Here is a 20,061-nt window from a genome sequence, read left to right as displayed (position 1 = left end):
GCATAAAAATGCTGACCTGCGATATACTCGCTGCGCATTTCATCTATACCCGTCATTCTTCAAGTTGCAGGTGCGTTGGCTGTGCTCATTTATCCCAGTCACTTACCTGAGTAAGCTCCTGGGGATTCATTCCCTTGCCGCCTGCCTGCACCTTGAATAATTTAGGGTATACATAGTCGATTTAAGTGGTCGGGAGAGGGTTTTGTTGCGCGTCAGTCGCTCGTTAACGATAAAACAGATGGCAACGGTATCCGCCGTGGCAATGGTGACCATCAGCATTTTTATCGTCATCCAGTTATTCCACTTTGTGCAGCAGCGCAGGATTGACTACGCCCAGCAGATGGAAAATATCGCGCACACGGTGCGCCAGCCGCTGTCGGAAGCCGTTCTGAAAGGCGATATTCCGCAAGCTGAACGCATCCTGAATACGTTGAAACCGGCGGGCATCCTGTCGCGTGCCGATGTGGTATTGCCGAATGCGTTTCAGGCGCTGCACGCCGATTTTGTGCCGGAAAAACCGGTGCCGCGTTTCGTGGCACGTCTGTTTGAACTGCCGGTGCAAATCACGCTGCCGCTTTATTCGGTAGAGCGTACTGGACTGCCGAAGCCTATCGCCTATCTGGTGCTGCAGGCCGACTCCTCACGGGTATACCAGTTCCTGCTCAGCACGCTCTCCACCATGATTACCACCTATTTGCTGCTGGCGCTGATACTTTCGGTGTCGATTAGCTGGTGTATCAATCGCCTGATCGTCCATCCTTTGAGAAGTTTGTCGCGTGATTTGCAGGAGTTGCCACCGCAGGCCATTCTCACGCACAAGCTCGACCTGCCGCATAATCATCGCGACGATGAAATCGGCATGCTGATCCGCAGCTACAACCGCAATCAACAGGTGCTGGAGTCGATTCATGATGAGATGAGTCGCATGACCACCCATTTTGCCGTGACCGACCTGCCCAACCGGGCCCTGTTCCTGGCGTTACTGGATCAGCACGCCAGTCATCGCCATAGCCGTCAGCCGTGGGGATTGATGGTGATTCGTATCGAAACACTGCAGGAAGCCAATGGCGTTCTCAGTGATGAACAGCGCGACACCCTGATGCTGACGCTGGTGGAGAAGATTCGAAGCACCGTTGACGACCACACCCTGCTGGCGCAAACCGGACCCAGTGATTTCGCGCTACTGATGAAGCGCGCGCACAACCCGTTCCGCGCCATGCGTCTGGCGCGCAACCTGATGATTCGCATTAACCAGCCGGTGAACCTGCATCAGCTTCAGCTGCGTCCAAACGCCAGTATTGGCCTGGCGCTGCATGATGACAGCGTCGTCAGTGCCAGCGAGCAACTCGACCGCGCGACCTCGGCAATGATGTCGGCGCGTCATCAAGGCAAAAACCAGATTCTGTTCTTTGATCCGGCGCTGACTGAGCGGGCGCAAAAACGCCTGACGCAGGAGCACGATATCCTGCAGGGGTTGCAGGATGGTCAATTTGCACTTTATCTGCAGCCGCAAATCAATATGCAAACCGGTGAGCTGGCGGGCGCGGAAGCGCTATTGCGTATGCGTATGCCGGATGGCAGCTATGGTTTGTCAGAAGAGTTTATCGCCAGCGCGGAAGAGATTGGGGTGATTTCCGCGATTGGGCGCTGGGTGTTTGAAGAAGCCTGCCGCATCCTTGCCGCGTGGCAGAAGCTGGGCATCAATATTCCGCTGAGCGTCAATATATCGGCAGTTCAGTTGCGTGACCCCAGCATGGTGAGCCATTTGCAAGGCTTGCTGGAGCGCCATCGTATTGCACCCGGCAATTTCGTGCTGGAAATTACCGAAACCGCGCAGATTGGCGATGCCGAGCAAGCGATTTCGCTGCTGCGTTCACTGCAGCAAACCGGCGTGGCCGTGGCGCTGGATGATTTTGGCATGGGTTACTCCAATCTCAATTACCTGCATCAGTTTAAAGCGCTGCCGGTGAACAAGCTGAAGATGGACCGTAGTTTTGTCGCGGCGCTACCGGATGATGACACCATGGTGCGTATTGTCGCGGCGATTGCGGACATCATTCATCTTGATGTTATTGCTGAAGGCGTGGAAACCGATGAGCAGCGAGACTGGCTGCTGGCACGCGGAATTACTATAGGGCAAGGCTACTTATACGCTGAAGCGCTCCCTCTTAACGTCTTCAACCAACGCTGGCTTGACAGCTCGTCACATCCTGAATAATCACATTGTTTATTGATTTTCCTAACGAAATTGCAGTCAGATAGTTTGCTGAAGCGTTTCAGTTCATAGTTAGAGTTTTGTAACTTTTGTAAGGAATGTAAGGGTATATTAATCCTGTTATCGGAGTGTTATTTTCCCGCAATCGGTAAGGTTTTTCGCTTCCAGGCGGCTTGCCGCATGCGTTCTCCATAATAACGGCGGTGAATTCCGTCTATACCTGGACACCTGTTATGAAACTGTTCAAAAGCCTCTACTTCCAGGTGCTGATTGCCATCGGCATCGGCGTCCTGTTAGGCCACTACTATCCTGAGTTAGGCGCGCAAATGAAGCCGCTTGGCGATGGTTTCGTTAAGCTGATCAAGATGATCATCGCCCCCGTGATTTTCTGTACGGTGGTGACCGGTATTGCCGGCATGGAGAGCATGAAAGCAGTTGGACGGACTGGCGCAGTTGCGCTGCTCTACTTTGAAATTGTCAGTACCATAGCGCTGATTATTGGCCTGGTCGTGGTTAATGTGGTGCAGCCGGGCGCGGGGATGAACGTTGATCCCGCGACTTTGGATGCCAAAGCCGTGGCGGTATACGCCCAACAGGCGCAAGAACAGGGTGTTGTTGCCTTCTTGCTTGATATTATTCCGGGTAGTGTAATCGGTGCCTTTGCCAGCGGTAATATCCTGCAAGTGCTGCTGTTCGCCATTCTGTTTGGTTTTGCCCTGCATCGTCTGGGTAACGCCGGTACTGTGATGTTTAACGTCATTGAGAGCTTCTCCAAAGTGATCTTCGGCGTTATCAATATGATTATGCGCCTTGCGCCGATCGGTGCCTTCGGTGCCATGGCGTTTACCATTGGTAAATACGGCGTGGGCTCACTGGTGCAGCTCGGTCAGCTGATCATCTGCTTCTACATCACCTGCGTACTGTTTGTGGTGGTGGTGTTAGGTTTGATTGCACGCTGGGCCGGCTTTAACATCTTCAAATTTGTCGCCTACATCAAAGAAGAGCTGCTGATCGTGCTGGGTACCTCTTCATCTGAATCTGCGCTGCCGCGTATGCTCGACAAGATGGAGAAGCTGGGTTGTAAGAAATCAGTGGTGGGTCTCGTTATTCCAACGGGATACTCTTTTAACCTTGATGGCACCTCGATTTACCTGACCATGGCGGCGGTATTCATTGCCCAGGCCACTAATGCGCACATGGATATCTTCCACCAGATCACGTTGTTAGTGGTGCTGCTGCTCTCCTCAAAAGGCGCAGCGGGCGTAACCGGCAGTGGCTTTATCGTGCTGGCGGCCACCTTGTCTGCAGTCGGACATTTGCCGGTAGCGGGTCTGGCGCTGATTCTGGGTATCGACCGCTTTATGTCCGAAGCGCGTGCATTGACCAACCTGGTGGGTAACGGCGTGGCGACGGTTGTTGTGGCGAAGTGGGTCGGTCAGCTGGATGAGAAGCAGATGAAAGCGACGCTTTCTTCAGCGAAAAAGGTCAATAACGCCTCACAAACCAGCGTCTGATCGTCTATTTGCGTTAATTTCCTGAGAAATGCCCGCTGTCGCTTGCCCTGACAGCGGGCATTTGCATAATAAACCCCATTGATTTTTTTCCCGATTTTTTACCTCGTTGCGCGACATCCTGACCTTCCTGTGGTCAAAGAGTCTGTTCTTCATTAAACGTGGCGGCTATGGGCCGCGCCGGTCACCAAAGATGTGACCGTACATGTCGCGATAACGAGCGTTGATCTGTTTATGTAGGGGTTCACATGCAGGGCACCAGAATTCGACTTTTGGTTGGCGGATTAATCCTTGCGGCATCCGGCTTTGGCGCGCACGCCGAGACACTCCAGCCCGATCCCGCGTGGCAGGAAGGCAAACTGGACAATGGTTTTAGCTGGCAGTTACTCACCACGCCACAACGTCCAAGCGATCGTATTGAATTACGTCTGATTGTTAACACCGGTTCACTGGTGGAGAGCGCTCAGCAAACCGGTTTCAGCCATCTGATACCGCGTCTGGCAATGGTGCACAACACCGCGCTGGATACCAATCAACAGCGTGCACTGTGGCAGCAAGCCATGGATCCGCAACGCCCGTTGCCGCCAGCGATCTCATCGTACGATTACACCCAATACAACCTGAGCTTGCCCAACAACCGCCCGGAGCTGCTGAAAGAAGCGCTGAACTGGCTGGCGGCGACCGCAGGGAAAATGACCATTAATGAGCAGGTGGTTTCGACCGCGCTGACCGCGACCGATCCCATCGCCACCTGGCCGCCAAATACCCAGGATGTCTGGTGGCGTTACCGTCTGAAAGGTTCCGCGATGCTTGCGCACGATCCGGGCGAACAACCGCGCGCGCCGGTGGATATTGCACAGCTCAACAGCTTCTATCAGCAGTGGTACACGCCGGATGGCATGACCCTATATGTGGTGGGCAACGTTGACAGCCGCAGCATGGCAGAACAAATTAACAAAACCTTCTCCGCGCTGAAGGGTAAACGGGTTGCGCCCGCAGCGCTGCCTACGCTCTCTCCTTTGCCGCATCAGCCCGTCAATCTGGTGAATGGCGGGATGAGTCAGGATCGCCTGTCGCTGGTGTGGGATACGCCGTGGCAACCGATTCGTGACTCACAGAACTTACAGCACTATTGGCAGAGTGATTTGGCGCGTGAAGCGCTGTTCTGGCATGTGCAACGCGTGCTGGCGGACAGCAAAGCACAGAGCGTGCAGGTGGGCTTTGATTGCCGCGTGCTTTACCAGCGTGCGCAGTGTTCCATCAACATGGACAGCCCGAACGCATCGCTGGCGCAGAACATGAACCAGGTGGCGAAAGAACTGGCGGCAGTACGTGATAAAGGGTTACCGCAGGATGAGTTTGATGCGCTGATGGCGCAGAAGCTGCTGGAACTGAATAAGCTGTTCGCCACCTATGCGCGCACGGATACCGATATCTTGATGGGGCAGCGTCTGCGCTCGCAGCAGAATGCGGTGGTGGATATCGCGCCGGAGCAGTATCAAAAGCTGCGTCAGGCGTTTCTCAGTGGGTTGACGCGTGACCAGCTGAATCAGGAATTGCGCCAGCAACTGACGCAGGAACTGACGATGGTGCTGATTCAACCACAAGGTGAAGCTGAGACCAACGTGAAGATGCTGCAGGACGGCTGGGATAAAGTGATGAAGGTACCGGATGCGCCTGCGGCACCGGCGGCTTCTGATGAAGCTAAACCGGAAAGTAACGGCAGCGCGAGCGCGACCGACCCGGCTCAACCCTCGTCATGACGCAGGATTTATCATTCATGGCCGAGTCATCAAGTCTTATGATTCATGGCATATGAGATCGCCAAAATAATTTGAGTAGCAGCACAAAAGCGCCTTGAGGCGCTTTTGAACATCACATCCATGCAGCCACGTCGCTGCGTTTCAGGGCATGAATTATCCCTGAAATAATTTGAGCTGCAGTAAGGCGGCAAGTATGTTCATCGCCAGTCACTGACTTAAGCCGGTGACTGGGGTGACTGCATGCAGCCAGCGCCGCTGCGGTTCAAATTATGAAGGGGATTATGTCTTAGCGCGTAGCCATTCGGTGACCAGCATCGGCCAACTGGCGAGGGGCAGATCAGCGACGCCGCGAATGCCAAATCCATGGCCGCCTTTCTGATAAAAGTGGATTTCCACCGGCACCTTGTGCTCACGCAGGGCGCTGAAAAACACCATGCTGTTGTTCACCGAAACCGCGTCATCATCGCTAGCGTGAATCAGCAGCGTGGGCGGTGTCTGCGCATGTACGCGCGTTTCCATGGAATACGCATCAATCAACCTCTGATCCGGCCATGCGCCGAGCAGGCGAGTGCGCGAGCTTTCGTGTGCCAGACCGTCGCGCATGCTGATCACCGGGTAGAGTAGCACCATGGCATCTGGACGCGGCGAGAAGCTGTCGGCCTGATCCTGCACCGGATAAATTTTCTCACCAAAGCGCGTCCCCAGGCTGGCAGCCACGTGCCCACCCGCTGAGAAGCCCATCATCACAATGTATTTGCCGTTCATGCCGCGCTGCGCACGATCGCGCAACACGCGCACCGCACGTTGTGCATCGGCCAGTGGGGCATCGGGACCTTCGTGATGGCCATCGTAGGGCAGGCGATAAGTCATCACTGCCAGCGTATACCCCATCGATGTGAAGAACGTGGCGAGGGCACTGCCTTCACGGTCAATCAGCACTCGCTGATAGCCGCCGCCGGGCGCCACCAGCAGCGTAATGCCGTTGGAGGTTTCCGGGTGCCAGATTGCCATTTCAGGGCAACGCACGCCGGTCGCGGCGCGGTCATAGGGTTCGTACTCTTTGGCGAGATCGACGATTTGCGGTTGAGCGCGCGAATCACTCGCGCCTGGCGCATCACCGTGTGGCCAGATATTAATGATTTCTGTGTGCATAAATCAGTCCTGAGCGAGTCGTGTTGTCATTATTTTGTTCGCGGCCGGATTAACAGCGTCCTGCTGTTATTGATTAAAACATGGTCTGTTTTCGCGCTGGCGTCCAGCCGAAAACCCACCATTTCTGCAGTTTCGGACTATGCCTGGCGGCCCGATTTCTGTCGGTAATCTATTGAATTTAAATTGATATGGTAAGGGCTGCTAAACTGGCGTAGGCGGATATGAGCCAAAGATGGATCGCTGGCGAGGTTAGTTAAAATTCACAGTGTAATCTCGGGATTTAAGGCAAATTATCCTGTGCATTGTGTAAGTCGTGATTATCAAATCAACAGCGGCAAAGTGAACGATTGGCGCCATGCATCGTGCCAACGGATATCCAGCGGCGCCAGGCGTCGTGCCTGAAATAGCGCCGCTGGGAAATGTTGAGGGGAGGGTTATTGCGGCATAGCGCTTAAAGGGATAATGGCTCCGCGATGCTGGATCACCGTGCTGGCGGTGAGATGACCGCGCGCGGCCGCATCTTCTGCCCTCCCTCCGGCTAAACGTACGGCCAGATAACCGGCGCTGAAAGAGTCGCCTGCGGCAGTGGTGTCGATCACCTTCTCTTTTGCCAACTTGATGGCGGGCACTTCACGCAGCGGCTCATCGCCTATCGCCACTAAACAGGAATCGGCACCGCGTTTGATGGCGATTTCCTGCACACCGGCTTCGCGCGTGCGTGCAATCACTGCGTCCAGCGGCTGTTCACCCCACAGCAGGTGCTCATCATCCAGCGTCAGGAAGGCGATATCGGCGTGATGCAGCATCTCGGCATAAGCCTGTTGCGCGCTGGATTTGTCTGCCCACAGACGTGGACGGTAATTGTTATCGAAAATGACCTTGCCACCGTTTTGGCGACAGGCGCTGAGCAGTGCCATCAGTTTCTCTCGGCTGGTGGCCGGCAGAATCGCCAGGCTTATACCGCTGAGATAGAGGTAATCGTAGTGGGCCAACTGGGCGCAAATCGCGTCAGACTCTGGGCCATCCAGCCAGAAGCGCGCAGCGGCATCATTGCGCCAATACCAGAAGGTGCGCTCGCCGTGTTCGTCGGTTTCAATGAAATAGAGGCCCGGCATTTTATTGTCGAGACGCTGAATGAGCTGGGTGTGAACCTGCTCCTGCTGCCAGGCAGCGATCATCTGGTCACTGAAACTGTCGGTGCCCAGCGCGGTGACATAGTCCACCCGCAGCTGCTGGCTATCTGACTGGCGTGCCAGATAAACCGCCGTGTTTAGCGTGTCGCCGCCAAAGCCACGTTTGATGTTCTCACCTTTTTCGGACAGCTCAATCATGCATTCGCCAATGATGGCAATGTTCTTCTGCGTCATGGTCTTCGGCCTGTAGTGAATTCTGCCCTCGAGTCTCGCGTCTGGTATGGCAGCTGTCAATGGTTTTTAAAACGATGTTTTAATTTAACTTAAGGTGCCTGCACCCACTTTCCACGGCGATTTAACGGACAAAGCGCCGCTTGTTTTGCCGATTAAGCCTGAAACGCGCTGATACACTCAACTGCTCGTGAGGTGGCTGAGACCAATAAAGTTATCGTGTTACTCGCCGATACTTGCCGCTGAGAAACAATTTGCAGGCACCCACCACCTACCAGGAAAAAACCATGGTGATGAACAATTTAAGTCATCGGCTGCCTATTTCAATTGAACTGGAGCAACAACAGGAAACGCGTTTCTTCTGGCAGCAGTGCCAACGATTCTATACTTTCCAGCCGATTTACCAGGTCTCCGGCCGTTTACTGGCTATTGAATTACTGACTGCGGTGACACACCCCTCCGCACCAGAGAAAAGGTTGTCGCCCGAAACCTATTTTGATGCGCTGACTATCGCGCAGCGCCTTGATGTCGTCGAGGAACAGCTTGAGCTGTTATTACAGTGGTCACACTTTTTCAGTCAGCGTCAGCTGGTGGCCTCGGTGAATATTGATGGTCCGACGCTGTTAGCCATTGAGCAGCATGACGATATCCGCCAGTTGATTACGCAACTCCCCTGGGTGCGATTTGAACTCACGGAGCACCATGCATTGCCGCAGGAAGAGATGGTGGCGAAGATGCCTGAACTGGGCCCGCTGTGGCTAGATGACTTTGGATCAGGCATGGCAAACTTCTCTGCGCTGACTGAACTGCGCTATGACTACATTAAACTGTCGCGCGAACTGTTCATGCTGCTGCGCTCTACCGATGAAGGCCGCTCGCTGTTCTCCATGCTACTGGCGTTGATCAATCGCTATTGCAACGGCGTTATTGTTGAAGGCGTGGAGACCGAAGAGGAGTGGCAGCAGGTGCGCAATTCGCCTGCAATGGCGGCACAAGGCTATTTCTTCTCGCGGCCTGTTCCCTTCAGCACGCTGGAATCCCTGGCGCTCGAGCTTCCCTGATCCCGATCCGCAACGTCTCGACTACAGTTATGTGAGACGTTGAGGGCAAGGAGGAAGCAGAATGTCACGTACGGGAAAAGTCCTGAGTTGGGTTTTCGGGATTTTATTGTTGTTGGTTGTGGTGGTGGTGGTGATTATCGCCACGTTTGACTGGAACCGCCTGAAGCCAACCATCAACCAAAAAGTCTCCACTGAGTTAAACCGGCCTTTCGCCATTCGTGGTGATCTGGGTGTTGCCTGGGTGCGCAATCGCGAAGAACCCGGTTGGCGCAGTTGGGTGCCGTGGCCGCAGGTGCATGCTGATGACATTATGCTGGGCAATCCGCCGAATATTCCCGATGTCACCATGGTGCATTTGCAGCGCGTTGAAGCCACGCTTGCGCCGCTGGCGCTCCTGCATAAACAGGTTTATTTGCCGTGGATTAAAATGCAGCTGCCCGATGCGCGGCTGGTGCAGACGGCGGATAAAAAGAATAACTGGACCTTCAACTTAGCCAGCAGCGAGAACAGCGATGCCAATGCGCCGCCTTCTGCCTGGTCTTTCCGCCTCGATAATATTCTGTTCGACAAAGGTCAGATTCGCTATCGCGATGCCATCAATAAAGCCGATGTGACCGTCACCCTTAATCCACTGGGCAAACCGGTGCCTTACGCGCAGGTAGCGGGCGGTAACGACCAGCAGAAAGGCGCGGGCGATTTTGTCTTTGGCTGGCAGGCGGAGGGGACATACAACGATCAGAAACTGACTGGCGACGGCAAGATCGGCGGCATGCTCTCGTTGCGCAGCAAAACCACACCGTTCCCACTGCAGGTGGATGTGCGCAACGGCACCACGCGCGTGCGCGTTGACGGGACGTTGCAGGATCCTTTAAATCTCGGCGGGCTGGATGTGCGTCTGCGCTTTGCTGGCGATACGCTGGCGAATCTGTACGGTTTAACCGGCGTGCTGCTGCCTGATACGCCGCCGTACGAAACTGACGGCCATTTGATCGCGCGCTTCAATGAAGAGAAAGGGCCGCTGTTCCGTTACGAAAACTTCAATGGGCATATTGGCGATAGCGATATTCACGGCTCGCTGGCTTATCACCAGGTGAAACCGCGCCCAACGTTGACCGGAGAATTAACCTCGAACCAGTTGCGCATGGCGGATTTAGGCCCGCTGATTGGCGTGAATTCGGGCAAGGGCAGTGAGAAAACCCAGCAGGCTAAAGCCCAGCGTGGTGACGCTTCGACTCAACCGGCCGATCGCGTGCTGCCACATGACAAGTTTGATACCAAAAGCTGGGACGTGATGGATGCGGATGTGAAATTCAGCGGAAAACGCATCGAACACAGCAGCAAGCTGCCGCTTAGCGACCTTTATACCCATCTGCAGTTGAAAAACGGTGACCTGCTGCTCGATCCGCTGCGCTTCGGCATGGCGGGCGGTAGTATCAACTCCACCATTCATCTGGAAGGGGATAAAAGCCCGATGCGCGGGCGCGCGGATTTGCATGCGCGTAAGCTGCAACTGCGTCAGCTGTTCCCGAATGTCACGGCGATGCAGCGTAGCCTGGGTCAGTTAAACGGGGATGCCAGCCTGAGCGGTACCGGCAACTCGGTGGCGGATATTCTGGGGACCAGCAACGGCGAGCTGAAACTGCTGATGAATGACGGATTGATCAGCCGTAGTCTGATGGAGATTGCCGGCCTGAATGTCGGTAACTATGTGGTCGGCAAACTGTTTGGCGATGATGAGGTGCGCATCAACTGTGCTGCCACCGATCTCAATATCCGTCAGGGTCTCGCCACGCCGAAAGTGTTTGTGCTGGATACGGAGAATGCGGTGATTAATGTCACCGGCAACGTTAACTTTGCCAATGAAAGGATGGACTTATCCATTAATCCAGAGAGCAAAGGCATTCGTATCATCACCTTGCGATCGCCACTGTATGTGCGTGGCACCTTCAAAAATCCGGATGCGGGAGTGAAAGCCGGGCCGCTGATCGCACGTGGCGCTGCTGCGGTGGCGCTGGGCGCAGTGGTGGCGCCGGCCGCCGCACTGCTGGCACTGATTTCACCCAGTGATACAGATGCCAACCAGTGCAGCAACGTGTTGCAGCAGATGAAAAGTAAAAAGTGATCAGTTGCGCCACAGCACTTTGATGATGTGATAACCAAAGGCGGTTTTCACCGGCCCGTAAGGTTGCAATAGCGGGCAGGAGAACACCGCCTTATCAAAGGCGGGCACCATCTGGCCTTTACGAAATTCACCCAGATCGCCGCCGTTACGTCCCGATGGACAGGTGGAGTGTTTTTTTGCCAGCTGCTGGAAGTTTGCGCCCTTTTCCAGCTGGGCCAGCAGGGATTTGGCCTGCGCTTCATCCTTGACGAGGATGTGCAAAGCTGCCGCGGTTTTCGCCATGTTGGTGTCTCTGTATGTATGTATAATGTTCGGCGCATTATATCCCCGTCCTACTTTAAATTGCAGGTGCGTTGGCTGCGTATGCTTGATACGGTGACTGATTGAGTCAGTTTCCGGGAGTCGCTCACCTGTCCATATTCCTGCCATGCGAAATCGTCAGGGGATCTCCTTTTCATTAGTCGAGTGATATTCCGTTATGCGTTTAAACCCCGGCCAACAACGTGCTGTCGAATTTGTCACCGGTCCCTGCCTGGTGCTGGCCGGTGCAGGCTCGGGTAAGACCCGCGTCATCACCAATAAAATCGCCCACCTGATCCGCGAGTGTGGCTATCAGGCGCGCCATATCGCGGCCGTCACCTTCACCAATAAAGCCTCGCGCGAGATGAAAGAGCGTGTCGCGCAAACGCTTGGACGTAAAGAGGCGCGCGGCCTGATGATCTCCACCTTCCATACGCTGGGGCTGGAGATAATCAAACGTGAATACAAAGCGTTAGGAATGAAAGCGAGCTTCTCGTTGTTCGACGATCAAGATCAGCTGGCGCTGTTGAAAGACCTCACTAAACAGTGGCTGGAGGAAGACAAAACGCTGTTGCAGCAGCTGATTTCCACCATTTCCAACTGGAAGAATGATCTGGTCGATCCGCAGGGTGCGGCTGGCCTGGCCAAATCCCAGCGCGACCAGATTTTTGCCCAATGTTATCAGCTGTACGACCAGCATCTGAAATCCTGCAACGTACTGGATTTCGACGATTTGATTGCGCTGCCGACGCTGTTGCTGCAACGCAATCAGGAAGTGCGCGAGCGTTGGCAGCAGCGTATTCGCTATTTATTGGTGGATGAGTATCAGGATACCAACACCAGCCAGTATGAGCTGGTGAAACTGCTGGTGGGCGCGCGGGCGCGTTTCACCGTGGTAGGCGATGATGACCAGTCGATTTACTCCTGGCGTGGTGCGCGACCGCAAAACCTGGTGCTGCTGAAAGAGGATTTCCCGGCGCTGGAAGTGGTGAAGCTGGAGCAGAACTATCGCTCAACCCAGCGCATTTTGAAGTCAGCTAACATCCTGATTGCCAATAATCCGCATGTGTTTGAGAAGCGCCTGTTCTCCGAGCTGGGCGAGGGCAGCGAGCTGAAGGTGCTGAGTGCCAACAATGAAGATCATGAGGCCGAGAGGGTCGCCGGTGAGTTGATTGCCCATCACTTCGTTAATAAAACCGCCTACAAAGATTATGCGATTCTCTATCGCGGCAACCATCAGTCACGCGTCTTTGAAAAGCAGCTGATGCAGAACCGTATTCCTTATCGCATCTCTGGTGGCACCTCGTTCTTCTCGCGGCCGGAAATTAAAGATTTGCTGGCTTATCTGCGTGTACTGACCAATCAGGAAGACGACAGTGCTTTCCTGCGTATCGTTAACACGCCGCGTCGTGAAATTGGCCCCGCCACGCTGCAAAAGCTGGGTGAATGGGCCAACCTGCGCAATAAAAGTCTGTTCAATGCCAGCTTCGATATGGGGCTGGAACAGACGCTGAGCGGGCGCGGTCTGGAGCATCTGCAGCGTTTTACTCAATGGCTTAATGAGATTATCCAGCTGACGGAACGCGAACCGGTGAATGCGGTACGCGACCTGATTCGCGGTGTCGATTATGAAAGCTGGTTGTTTGAGACCTCGCCAAGCCCCAAAGCCGCCGAAATGCGCATGAAAAACGTCAACACGCTATTCCAGTGGATGACGGAGATGCTGGAGGGCGATGAGCTGAATGAGCCGATGACGTTGGCGCAGGTGGTGACGCGCTTTACGCTGCGTGACATGATGGAACGCGGCGAGAGCGATGAGGAGAGCGACCAGGTGCAGCTGATGACCTTGCACGCCTCCAAAGGGTTGGAGTTCCCGTATGTTTATCTGGTCGGTATGGAAGAGGGGTTGTTACCGCATCAGAGCAGCATTGATGAGAACAACATCGAAGAGGAACGCCGTCTGGCCTATGTGGGCATTACCCGCGCGCAAAAAGAGCTGACCTTTACCCTGTGCCGTGAACGCCGTCAGTACGGCGAACTGGTCCGCCCAGAACCAAGCCGCTTCCTGATGGAGCTGCCGCAGGATGATGTGGTGTGGGAGCGCGAGAAAAAGGTGATCAGCGCCGAGGAGCGGGTGAAAACCGGGCAGACGCGCGTCGCGGGCTTACGTGCGATGCTGGAGAATGCGAAGAAGGGGTAAATCCCCCGTCGTTCGTTCAGGCCAGGCCTGTAGCGAGAACCGTTGCGAGCGTAGCGGAGGCAAGACGAAAAGTTCCCGGCAAAGCGGAGTTCACATGCCGTCAATGAGCATTTGACGGGAGCTTTCAACGCAGCATCAGCAAGCGCAGCAGGTTTGATTAAGAGATAGTCAGCAACCAGTGCACATAAGACTGGTAATGACTCTCTTGTTCCAGCAATTCGGCCCGCAGCGGATGCGCATCCAGCCAGCCAGCAGGGAGTGTCAGGTGCAGCGCATCATCATCCGCCTGTAAACGAACCGCAGGCAGCGTGTCATCGCGACGACGGCTGGAGAAAATAATCGCCAGACGCAGTAAACGGCTTAAGCGTTCCGCCATACGTGGTGGCACAGCGTTCTGCTGCGTCAGTAAAGCGAGATCGATACTGCCACTCTGATTCTGCAGCAGGCAGGCGAGCATTTTTTTCTGTGCGGGCGTAAAACCAGGAAGATCGAGATGGCGAATCAGGTAAGCGGCGTGCTGGGGTGCCTGGCGGAAATCGACGCTCAGGCCTATTTCGTGAATTGAACAGGCGCTCAGCAGCAGATCGCGACATCGGTTATCCAGCTTCCAGGCAGTGCTCACCTGGCGGAAAAAGCTTTCAGCCAGCTGACGCACGCGGCTTGCCTGCTCCACATCGATAGAGAAGCGGCGCTGGACGTTTTGCAACGTGCGGCTACGAATGTCGCGGTCAATCGGCAGATGCAGCATGCCGTACACCAACCCCTCACGCAGTGCGCCACCGGCCAGCGTCATGCTGTCGATGCTTAGTTCATGGAAGATAGCGATCAGAATCGACAGGCCGCTGGGGAATACCAGCGCGCGCTCGAGTGTCAATCCTTCGATTTCCAGCTCTTCCAGCTTGCCGCACTGAATCGCACGCTGTTTTAGCTGCTGCAGCTTGCTCAGGGTGATGCGTTCATCCATGCCCTGCGCAACCATAATTTCCTGCAGTGCCTGCACGGTGCCAGAAGCACCGACGCAGATCTGCCAGCCTTTTTCGCGCAGTGCCGCCGCGACCGGACGAATCATGTCGCGGGCCGCTAATTCAGCCTGCTCGAAATTCTCTTTCGCCAGGTGACGATCGCCAAAGTAGCGTTCCAGCCAGGTGACGCAACCCATCGACAAACTAAACAACGTGGTCGCGTGCGAACCTTCGCCGGTGACCAGCTCGGTGCTGCCGCCGCCGATATCCACCACCAGGCGCTGATCAGAGCCTCCGGTAGTGTGGGCAACACCTTGATAAATCAGGCGTGCTTCTTCCTCGCCGCTGATGACATTCACCGGGCAGCAAAGAATTTCTTCGGCGTGAGCCAGGAAGTCCTGGGCATTTTCAGCAATACGCAGCGTAGCCGTGGCGACCACGCGGATTTGCTCGGGCGGAATATCTTGCAACTGTTCAGAGAAGAGTTTCAGACATTGCCAGCCACGCTGCATCGCCTCGGCGGAGAGGTGATTGGCTTTGTCCAGACCGGCAGCCAGACGTACCTTACGCTTTATACGCGCAATGGTCTGAATACTGCCGGACACTTCGCGCACCACCAACATATGAAAGCTGTTAGAGCCTAAATCAATCGCAGCATAAAGTGACGATGCGCTCAGCATGGTGTGCTTAACTCGAACGTTTACGGTTGTTATTGCGCGGCGCGCCGCTACGACGGTTGCTGTTGTTCCCGCCACGGCGTGGGCCGTTTCCAGAACGGCTGCGCTGCAGACGTTTCGGCGGAGGCAGCTCACTCATCAGTGCTTCACTGCTGTACTTACTCACCGGAATACCGTGACCAATGTACTCTTCAATCGCTGGCAGGTTCAGTGCGTACTCTTCGCACGCCAGGCTGATGGAGTGTCCGCTGGCACCCGCGCGGCCGGTACGACCGATGCGATGCACGTAGTCTTCACGGTCGTCAGGCAGATCGTAGTTGAACACGTGGGTCACTGCAGGAATGTGCAGACCTCGCGCCGCAACGTCAGTCGCGACCAGAATATCTACATCACCTTTGGTGAAGTCATCCAGAATACGCAGACGTTTTTTCTGTGCCACATCGCCCGTCAGCAGACCTACACGGTGACCGTCCGCGGCCAGATGGCCCCAGATATCTTCACAGCGGTGTTTGGTGTTGGCGAAGATGATGGCGCGGTCGGGCCACTCTTCTTCGATCAAGGTTTGCAGCAGACGCATCTTCTCTTCATTCGAAGGGTAGAAAAGTTCTTCTTTGATGCGGTGGCCGGTTTTCTGCTCCGGTTCCACTTCCACGTATTCAGCGTTGTTCATATGTTCGAACGCCAGTTCACGTACGCGGTAAGAGAGGGTCGCCGAGAACAACATGCTCAGACGCTGGGTGGCCGGCGGCATGCGGCGGAACAACCAACGGATATCTTTAATAAAGCCAAGATCGAACATGCGATCGGCTTCATCCAGAACCACGACCTGAATGGCGCCGAGGTTGATGTGATTTTGTTTCGCATAGTCGATGAGGCGACCGGTGGTGCCCACCAGAATATCGACGCCATCGGCCAACACTTTCAGCTGTTTGTCGTAGCCGTCACCGCCATAAGCCAGACCCAGTTTCAGACCCGTGACTTTCGACAGTGGCTCTGCATCGGCATGGATCTGCACAGCAAGTTCACGCGTCGGGGCCATGATCAGCGCACGTGGCTGATTAATCTGGCGGCCTTCAGCGGCTGGATGAGAAAGAAGATGATGAAACGTTGACGTCAGGAACGCCATCGTTTTGCCGGTACCGGTTTGCGCCTGACCCGCAACATCACGCCCTGAAAGCGCAAAAGGCAGTGCCAACGCCTGAATAGGCGTGCAGTTAGAAAAGCCTTTGGTATCAAGGGCTTCAACCACCTGTGGGTGCAGGGCGAAGTCGGAAAACTTCTGTTCAGTTAAGTGTGTTTTGCTCATAGTGTGGTAGAATATCAGCTTACTAGCGCTTTACGAAAGCGTATCCGATGAAATAAAGTCAACCTACGTTGGTATATTTTACGCCAATTCGCCAGGCACAATCTTTGGAGTTAAACATGAGCAGCGATAAAATCGTTCACTTGACCGATGACAGTTTCGACACTGACGTGCTGAAAGCCGACGGTGTCACTCTGGTAGATTTCTGGGCTGAATGGTGTGGTCCTTGCAAAATGATCGCCCCAATTCTCGACGAAGTCGCAGAAGAGTACGACGGTAAGCTTACCATCGCCAAGTTGAACATTGATGACAACCCGGGCACTGCGCCTAAATATGGCATTCGTGGTATCCCGACACTGCTGCTGTTCAAGAACGGTGAAGTGGCTGCGACCAAAGTAGGCGCCTTGTCTAAAGGCCAGCTGAAAGAGTTCCTGAACGCTAACCTGGCCTAAGCCCGGCGCGGTGTTGTTCCGCAGTGGTGAATTTTTTCGCCACTGCTGGACGTCTCCCTTCAGGCGTGTTAAGTTGACCTCACTGCATTACGCACTTACCTTGTAGTTTGCATCTAAAGTTTTCCCTTGTCAGACCCTGCTCGCATTGAACGTTATCGTGGTTTGGCAATCTGATGACTAGCACATTCGGCATCACCTTTCGACCATCTCTTCGTTTCCTATCGCCACATCAGACGATAATCGTCGAGCAGAGTTGAAAAAGAGCCATTAACGGCATGGAATTTTTGCCATACCACCCACGACAATCATTTCGAGAATTACCCCGAGTTTAAGAACCCTCACTATGAATCTTACCGAATTAAAGAACACGCCGGTTTCTGAGCTGATTACCCTCGGCGAAAATATGGGTCTGGAAAACCAGGCACGTATGCGTAAACAGGATATTATTTTCTCTATCCTTAAACAGCATGCGAAAAGTGGCGAAGACATCTTTGGTGATGGTGTGCTGGAGATATTGCAGGACGGATTTGGTTTCCTCCGCTCTGGAGACAGCTCCTACCTCGCCGGTCCCGATGATATCTACGTTTCTCCCAGCCAAATCCGCCGCTTCAACCTCCGCACTGGTGACACCATTTCTGGTAAAATTCGCCCGCCAAAAGAGGGTGAACGTTACTTTGCGCTGTTGAAAGTTAACGAAGTTAACTACGACAAGCCGGAAAACGCGCGTAATAAGATTCTGTTCGAAAACCTCACGCCACTGCACGCAAACAATCGTCTGCGTATGGAGCGCGGTAATGGCTCAACCGAAGATTTGACCGCTCGCGTACTGGATCTGGCATCGCCGATCGGTCGCGGTCAGCGTGGTCTGATCGTGGCGCCACCGAAAGCCGGTAAAACCATGCTGCTGCAGAACATCGCACAGAGCATTGCGTACAACTATCCGGATTGCGTGCTGATGGTGCTGCTGATTGACGAGCGTCCGGAAGAAGTGACCGAGATGCAGCGTCTGGTGAAAGGCGAAGTCATCGCATCCACCTTCGACGAACCGGCTTCACGCCACGTTCAGGTCGCTGAGATGGTGATCGAGAAGGCTAAGCGCCTGGTCGAGCACAAGAAAGACGTTATTATCCTGCTTGACTCCATCACCCGTCTGGCGCGTGCTTACAACACCGTGGTACCGGCTTCCGGTAAAGTATTGACCGGTGGTGTGGACGCCAACGCCCTGCATCGTCCGAAGCGTTTCTTCGGTGCAGCACGTAACGTGGAAGAGGGCGGCAGCCTGACCATCATCGCGACTGCGCTGGTTGATACCGGTTCGAAGATGGACGAAGTGATTTACGAAGAATTTAAAGGTACAGGTAACATGGAACTGCACCTGTCGCGTAAAATTGCTGAAAAACGTGTCTTCCCAGCGATTGATTACAACCGCTCCGGTACCCGTAAAGAAGAACTCCTCACCACGCAGGAAGAGCTGCAGAAAATGTGGATCCTGCGCAAAATCATCCATCCAATGGGTGAAATTGATGCGATGGAGTTCCTCATCAATAAGCTGGCGATGACCAAAACCAACGACGAATTCTTCGATATGATGAAGCGTTCGTAAGCTGGCGAAATTGAATCGCTAAGCGAAGCGATTCTTTCGCACAATTTGCCAGGATTTATTGATAACGCCACGTCTTAACGTGGCGTTTTTTTTTTATGGGCATTAGGATTAGCCCAGTCAGGAAGAAATATAATGATTGTGCCAGAAATGTGCTGATTTTTTCAGCAATAAGATTTTTCCCAGGCAGAATTCGGACAAGGGATATACGGCAATGGCAAGAATTTTGCTTATTGTTGTCGATGATTTTAGCTGAGAGCGTTAACGTGAATTTACTCACTATGAGTACTGAGCTTGGTTTTGTTTTTCTGTTTACTTTAGTGTTCCTATTTTTTGCCCGTAAAGCCGCTAAAAAAATTGGGCTGGTAGACACACCTAATTCAAGAAAACGACACCATGGCGCCATTCCGTTAGTAGGTGGGATCTCCGTTTATGCGGGGATTTGCTTTGCTTTCGCTATTTCAGATTATTATTTACCCCATGCGGCACTCTATTTAAGTTGCGCAGGGGTGCTGGTGCTGGTGGGTGCACTGGACGATCGGTTCGATATCAGCGTTAAAATCCGCGCATTAGTACAAGCGGCGGTGGCCATCGTGATGATGGTCGGCTCAAAACTGTATCTGCTGAGCCTTGGATTTATCATTGGTCCGGTGGAATTGGTTGTTGGGCCATTTGGCTACGTACTTACACTGTTCGCCGTTTGGGCGGCCATTAACGCCTTTAACATGGTGGATGGCATTGATGGCTTACTGGGTGGGCTGGCCAGTGTGACCTTTGCCGCCATGGGCATCATCCTCTTTTTCGACGGCCAAACCAGTCTTGCGATGTGGTGTTTCGCCATGATCGCCGCCACCATCCCCTATATTTTGCTCAATCTGGGTCTGATTGGTCGCCGCTACAAAGTGTTTATGGGCGACGCCGGCAGCACCATGATTGGCTTCACCATTATCTGGATCCTGCTGGAAACCACCCAGGGTTTGAGCCATCCGATTACGCCGGTCACGGCACTTTGGCTGATTGCCATTCCGCTAATGGACATGGTGGCGATTATGTATCGCCGTCTGCGTAAGGGGATGAGTCCGTTTTCAGCTGACCGCCAGCACATTCACCATTTGATCATGCGAGCGGGTTTCACTTCGCGTCAGGCCTTTGTGCTGATTACCGTAGCTGCAGCGCTGTTGGCCGGTATTGGTGTGTTGGGCGAATACCTTGCCTTCATCCCCGAGTGGGTGATGCTGGTGCTGTTCCTGATGGCCTTTTTCCTTTACGGCTATTGCCTGAAACACGCCTGGCGTGTGGCGCGCAAAATTCGTCGTATTAAACGCCGCTGGCAAAGCAGTGGCGAAGATAAAAAATAAATTACCCCGATCAGTACCCCG

The 20,061-nt window shown here is 54.1% G+C and carries 14 protein-coding genes; 9 read left to right on the top strand and 5 right to left on the bottom strand.

Features of this window, described 5'->3' with window-relative positions; all coding sequences use genetic code 11:
- Window positions 1–205 precede the first annotated feature (205 nt).
- The 3 genes from hmsP to AC1MDE_RS10170 all read left to right on the top strand — a co-directional run bounded on the left by hmsP (window position 206) and on the right by AC1MDE_RS10170 (window position 5,489).
- Window positions 206–2,218 (top strand): biofilm formation regulator HmsP, encoded by a 2,013-nt coding sequence (gene hmsP / locus AC1MDE_RS10180; protein ID WP_182057602.1) that lies wholly within the window; start codon window positions 206–208, stop codon window positions 2,216–2,218.
- Between the two features lie 230 nt (window positions 2,219–2,448).
- Window positions 2,449–3,729, top strand: coding sequence for a dicarboxylate/amino acid:cation symporter (locus tag AC1MDE_RS10175; RefSeq protein WP_479397918.1), 1,281 nt, complete (start codon window positions 2,449–2,451; stop codon window positions 3,727–3,729).
- A gap of 245 nt (window positions 3,730–3,974) precedes the next feature.
- Window positions 3,975–5,489: a M16 family metallopeptidase gene (locus AC1MDE_RS10170; protein ID WP_479397919.1), complete on the top strand. Its 1,515-nt coding sequence runs from the start codon at window positions 3,975–3,977 to the stop codon at window positions 5,487–5,489.
- Between the two features lie 279 nt (window positions 5,490–5,768).
- Here the strand turns inward: AC1MDE_RS10170 and AC1MDE_RS10165 are convergent, their stop codons facing one another.
- Entirely contained in the window at window positions 5,769–6,641 is an 873-nt protein-coding gene (locus AC1MDE_RS10165) for an alpha/beta hydrolase (RefSeq protein WP_034827823.1), read from the bottom strand.
- Window positions 6,642–7,075: 434 nt separating this feature from the next.
- On the bottom strand, window positions 7,076–8,008 hold the full coding sequence (gene kdgK, locus AC1MDE_RS10160; RefSeq protein WP_058960383.1) for a 2-dehydro-3-deoxygluconokinase: 933 nt from the start codon (window positions 8,006–8,008) through the stop codon (window positions 7,076–7,078).
- A 284-nt stretch (window positions 8,009–8,292) separates the two neighbouring features.
- Between kdgK and pdeH the strand changes: the two genes are divergently transcribed.
- Entirely contained in the window at window positions 8,293–9,066 is a 774-nt protein-coding gene (gene pdeH, locus AC1MDE_RS10155; RefSeq protein ID WP_038643818.1) for a cyclic-guanylate-specific phosphodiesterase, read from the top strand.
- 61 nt (window positions 9,067–9,127) lie between these two features.
- Window positions 9,128–11,188 (top strand): AsmA family protein, encoded by a 2,061-nt coding sequence (locus AC1MDE_RS10150; protein WP_058960382.1) that lies wholly within the window; start codon window positions 9,128–9,130, stop codon window positions 11,186–11,188.
- Here the strand turns inward: AC1MDE_RS10150 and ppiC are convergent, their stop codons facing one another.
- On the bottom strand, window positions 11,189–11,470 hold the full coding sequence (gene ppiC, locus AC1MDE_RS10145) for a peptidylprolyl isomerase PpiC (protein WP_034827827.1): 282 nt from the start codon (window positions 11,468–11,470) through the stop codon (window positions 11,189–11,191). It lies immediately after the preceding gene.
- A 196-nt stretch (window positions 11,471–11,666) separates the two neighbouring features.
- On the opposite strand from ppiC, the gene rep reads away from it, so the two are divergent.
- Complete coding sequence (rep, locus tag AC1MDE_RS10140) at window positions 11,667–13,688, top strand: DNA helicase Rep (RefSeq protein ID WP_058960381.1); 2,022 nt, start codon at window positions 11,667–11,669, stop codon at window positions 13,686–13,688.
- Window positions 13,689–13,845: 157 nt separating this feature from the next.
- On the opposite strand, the gene gppA is transcribed toward rep, so the two are convergent.
- Both gppA and rhlB read right to left on the bottom strand, forming a co-directional pair.
- Window positions 13,846–15,330, bottom strand: coding sequence for a guanosine-5'-triphosphate,3'-diphosphate diphosphatase (gppA, locus tag AC1MDE_RS10135; RefSeq protein WP_058960380.1), 1,485 nt, complete (start codon window positions 15,328–15,330; stop codon window positions 13,846–13,848).
- Window positions 15,331–15,337: 7 nt separating this feature from the next.
- On the bottom strand, window positions 15,338–16,633 hold the full coding sequence (gene rhlB, locus AC1MDE_RS10130; RefSeq protein WP_038643814.1) for an ATP-dependent RNA helicase RhlB: 1,296 nt from the start codon (window positions 16,631–16,633) through the stop codon (window positions 15,338–15,340).
- A gap of 116 nt (window positions 16,634–16,749) precedes the next feature.
- On the opposite strand from rhlB, the gene trxA reads away from it, so the two are divergent.
- The 3 genes from trxA (at window position 16,750) to wecA (ending at window position 20,040) form a co-directional block, all read left to right on the top strand.
- On the top strand, window positions 16,750–17,082 hold the full coding sequence (gene trxA / locus AC1MDE_RS10125) for a thioredoxin TrxA (RefSeq protein WP_003851963.1): 333 nt from the start codon (window positions 16,750–16,752) through the stop codon (window positions 17,080–17,082).
- A 343-nt stretch (window positions 17,083–17,425) separates the two neighbouring features.
- Window positions 17,426–18,685: a transcription termination factor Rho gene (rho, locus tag AC1MDE_RS10120; protein WP_034827837.1), complete on the top strand. Its 1,260-nt coding sequence runs from the start codon at window positions 17,426–17,428 to the stop codon at window positions 18,683–18,685.
- A 278-nt stretch (window positions 18,686–18,963) separates the two neighbouring features.
- Window positions 18,964–20,040, top strand: coding sequence for a UDP-N-acetylglucosamine--undecaprenyl-phosphate N-acetylglucosaminephosphotransferase (gene wecA, locus AC1MDE_RS10115; RefSeq protein WP_034827962.1), 1,077 nt, complete (start codon window positions 18,964–18,966; stop codon window positions 20,038–20,040).
- Window positions 20,041–20,061: the final 21 nt, after the last annotated feature.

The sequence above is a fragment of the Pantoea folii genome (assembly GCF_056678875.1).
The sequence above is the reverse complement of the archived record's forward strand: the minus strand, read 5'-3'. Positions and strand labels throughout refer to the sequence as shown.